General features: G+C 70.3%; 3 protein-coding genes and 1 pseudogene. All 4 read left to right on the forward strand.

Features of this window, described 5'->3' with window-relative positions:
• The first annotated feature begins 618 nt into the window (after positions 1-618).
• On the forward strand, positions 619-1725 hold the full coding sequence (locus tag K6I34_RS33250; RefSeq protein ID WP_229331769.1) for a methionine ABC transporter ATP-binding protein: 1107 nt from the start codon (positions 619-621) through the stop codon (positions 1723-1725).
• On the forward strand, positions 1722-2543 hold the full coding sequence (locus K6I34_RS33255) for a methionine ABC transporter permease (RefSeq protein WP_229331767.1): 822 nt from the start codon (positions 1722-1724) through the stop codon (positions 2541-2543). Before K6I34_RS33250 ends, K6I34_RS33255 begins: the two co-directional genes overlap by 4 nt.
• 89 nt (positions 2544-2632) lie before the next feature.
• A complete protein-coding gene (locus K6I34_RS33260) occupies positions 2633-3505 on the forward strand; it encodes a MetQ/NlpA family ABC transporter substrate-binding protein (protein WP_229331768.1) in 873 nt (290 codons plus the stop codon).
• A 205-nt stretch (positions 3506-3710) separates the two neighbouring features.
• Positions 3711-3848 (forward strand): annotated as a pseudogene (locus K6I34_RS33265) (GNAT family N-acetyltransferase); the annotation flags it as partial.

Below are 3848 nucleotides of genomic sequence, written 5' to 3' on the forward strand. Positions count from 1 at the left end.
CCCCGTTGTCGTGGTGCGGCCCGGTGGTCCGGTTGTGCCCACCCGTTCCGCCCCTAGCGGAACGCATGCCCACAACCAGCGGCAGGGGGACAGGGGCGCGGGGAACTGCGCGACCAGCCCCCACCGGCCCGCAGCCGCGCGCGGAGCGCAAGTGGCACCCCGGTGGGCGCACCCGCACGAACACGCCGTGGCCTTGGCCACACCCAGGCGGTCCGGCGCGCCCGCCGGAAGCCCCCCGACGCGGCCCCGAAGACACGTCGGCGCAGGTCGGCAGGGTTGGCCGAAGATCATCGACGATCAGCCGGAACCGTCCACGAACCGACCAAGCCTGTCCGCTATGCGGACAGGCTTGGTCACGTCGCACAGGCGTCTGTTTTACTTTCCCGCATGACCACGACGAGCTGCCGCACCTGTGCGACCGAGGCGATGCTGACGCCCGGTGCTCGTCGCATGTGTCGAATGTGTGACCGCTGAGGGCCCCCGTTCTGTGCCTCGCGCCCCGAAGCGAGACCCCTAGAGCCCGCTCCCGCCTTCCCGCGAGGACCGGAGCTCCGCCCCGCGTCACCAGGACCCCGAAGCCGCGTTCCGCGCCGGGGATCACCGATGCCGCGTTCCGCAATGAATGCCCGTGCCCGGCACCCTCCCGCCGCGCACTCGACAGTGACGGAAACCCCTGTGATCACCACCAAGGGCCTGACAAAGGTCTACCGCTCACGCGGCCGCGAGGTCACCGCCCTCGACGGCGTCGACCTCCACGTACGCGAAGGCGAGGTGTACGGCGTCGTCGGCCAGAGCGGTGCCGGTAAATCGACCCTCATCCGCTGCGTGAACCTCCTGGAGCGCCCCAGCTCCGGCACGGTCACCGTGGCCGGCCAGGACCTCACCGCCCTCGCCGGGCGCGGTCCCCGCGCCAATGCCGAGCTGCGCAAGGCGCGCAGCCGCATCGGCATGGTCTTCCAGCACTTCAACCTGCTCTCCTCGCGCACCGTCCAGAGTAATATCGAGCTCCCGCTCGAAATCCTCGGCGTGTCCGGCCAGGAACGCAGCCGCAAGGCGCTGGAGCTCCTCGACCTCGTCGGCCTCGCCGACAAGGCCAAGGCCTACCCCGCCCAGCTCTCCGGCGGCCAGAAGCAGCGCGTCGGCATCGCCCGCGCCCTCGCCGGCGACCCCAAGGTGCTGCTGTCCGACGAGTCGACCTCCGCGCTCGACCCGGAGACCACCCGCTCCATCCTGCAACTGCTGCGTGACCTCAACCGCCAGCTCGGCCTCACGGTCCTCCTCATCACCCACGAGATGGAGGTCGTCAAGACCATCTGCGACTCCGCGGCCCTGATGAAGGGCGGCCGCGTCGTGGAGCAGGGCACCGTCTCCGAGCTGCTCGCCACCCCCGGCTCCGAGCTCGCCGCCGAGCTCTTCCCCGTCGGCGGCGAGCCCTCGGGCCCGGACCGCACGGTCGTCGACGTCACCTTCCACGGCGAGGCCGCGACCCAGCCGGTCATCTCCCAGCTCTCGCGCACCTACAACGTCGACATCTCGATCCTGGGCGCCGCCATGGACACCGTCTGCGGCAAGCAGGTCGGCCGGATGCGCATCGAGCTCCCCGGCCGCTTCGAGGAGAACGTCGTCCCCATCGGCTTCCTGCGCGAACAGGGCCTCCAGGTCGACGTCGCACCCGTGAACGACCCGGCGCCTGCCGACAAGAACCCCGAGGAAGGTGCCAAGTGACCTGGTCCGAGATGCAGCCCCTGCTGCGCGACGCGTGTCTCGACACCCTCTTCATGGTGTGGTGGTCCACCGTCTACGCCATCATCGGCGGCCTGCCGCTGGGCATCCTGCTCGTCCTCACCGACCGCGGGGCCCTCCTCCAGAACGTCGTGGTGAACAAGGTCCTCGGCGCGATCGTCAACCTCGGCCGCTCCCTGCCCTTCATCATCCTGCTCGTCTGGCTGATCCCCTTCAGCCGCTTCGTGGTGGGCACCTCCATCGGCCCCAGCGCGGCCGTCGTCGCCCTCGCCATCGGCGCGATCCCCTTCTTCGCCCGCCTCGTCGAGACCGCCGTCCGCGAGGTCGACCACGGCCTCGTCGAAGCCGTCCAGTCCATGGGCGGCGGCACCTGGACCGTCGTCCTCAAGGTCCTGCTCCCGCAGGCCCTGCCCTCCGTCGTGGCCGGCCTGACCACCACCGTCATCGCCCTCATCGGCTACTCCGCCATGGCGGGCGCCGTCGGCGGCGGCGGCCTCGGCAACCTCGCCATCGCCTACGGCTTCCAGCGCCACGAGACCGGCCTGATGAACATCACCATCGTGCTGCTCATCGTCATCGTCACCGTCGTGCAGCTCCTCGGCGACCTCGTCGTCCGCCGCCTCGCCGCCCGCGGCTCCCGCCAGGCCGCCCCCGTCGGACTGCGCCGCCTGCGCCGCACCGCGGTGCCCGCGCAGCGCGAGCCCGAGGCAGCACAGTCCGAGGCACAGCCCGGGACCGCCGTACGGCGCACCGCCGTCGCCGCCTCCGCCGACCCCGCGGACGTCCGCGACGGCTCCTGAACCCGCGGGGCCCCTCGGCCCCGTGCACTCCACGAGCCCGGACCCTTTGCCGGGCACACACCTCGTGAGAAAAGAAAGAGGCACTCTTCGTGCGTACCACCACCCTCAAGCTCACCACCGCCCTCGCCGCTGCCGCCGCCCTCACCGTCGGCCTCAGCGCCTGCAGCGCCCCCTCCGACACCTCCTCCTCCAGCAGCTCGGAGAAGAAGGGCAAGGACGCCGACCCCGACGCCCAGCTCGTCGTCGCCGCCAACCCCACCCCGCACGGCGACATCCTGAACTTCGTCCGCGACAACCTCGCGAAGAAGGCGGGCCTCAACCTGAAGGTGCGCGAGTTCACCGACTACGTGCTGCCGAACACCGCCACCCAGAACGGCGAGGTCGACGCCAACTTCTTCCAGCACAAGCCCTACCTCGACGACTTCAACAAGAAGAACAAGACGGACATCGTCCCCGTCGTCAACGTCGAGATCGAGCCGCTCGGCCTCTACTCCAAGAAGGGCAAGAAGGTCTCCGACCTCCAGGGCGGCACCATCGCCGTCCCCAACGACGCCACCAACGAGGGCCGCGCCCTGAAGCTCCTCGCCGACAACGGCGTCATCAAGCTCAAGGACGGCGTCGGCTCCGAGGCCAAGCTCTCCGACGTCGAGGACAAGAAGGGCGTCAAGTTCACCGAGCTCGCCGCCGACCAGATCCCCTCCCGCCTGGACGACGTCGACGCCGCCGTCATCAACGGCAACTTCGCCATCGGCGCCAAGCTCAACCCGGCCCGCGACTCCATCGCCCTGGAGAAGGCCGACGGCAACCCCTACGCCAACTTCCTCGCCGTGAAGAAGGGCAACGAGGCCGACCCGCGCATCGCGAAGCTCGCCAAGCTGCTCAACTCCGACGAGGTCAAGAAGTACATCGAGGACAAGTTCAGCGGCGCCGTCCTCCCCGCCTTCGGTCCCGTCAAGGGCTGAATCCGGCCGCCCGCGCCCCTTCTCCGCCGGTTCTCTTCCGGCCGCACCACCCGTACGGCCGCAGGCCCCACGCACCCGGACGCGTGCGGGCCCGCGGCCGCGCCGGGTCGCGCTTGGCGCACTCGTACACCGATGCTGCATGCTGGTGCACCCGAGCCCCGGACCGAGACCGTCCAGAGCCCCCTCCCCGGCGTTGGAGCAGCACATGACATCCACCTTCCCGGACATCTCCATCAGTACGGACCGGCTGGTGCTGCGCCCGTTCGCCGCGGAGGACATCCCCGCACTCGCGGAGATGATGAACGACGAACTCGTCACCGCCTGGACCCGCGCGCCCCACCCC

Origin of the sequence: Streptomyces sp. UNOC14_S4, from assembly GCF_020740835.1 — a bacterium.
Lineage (GTDB): Bacteria > Actinomycetota > Actinomycetes > Streptomycetales > Streptomycetaceae > Streptomyces.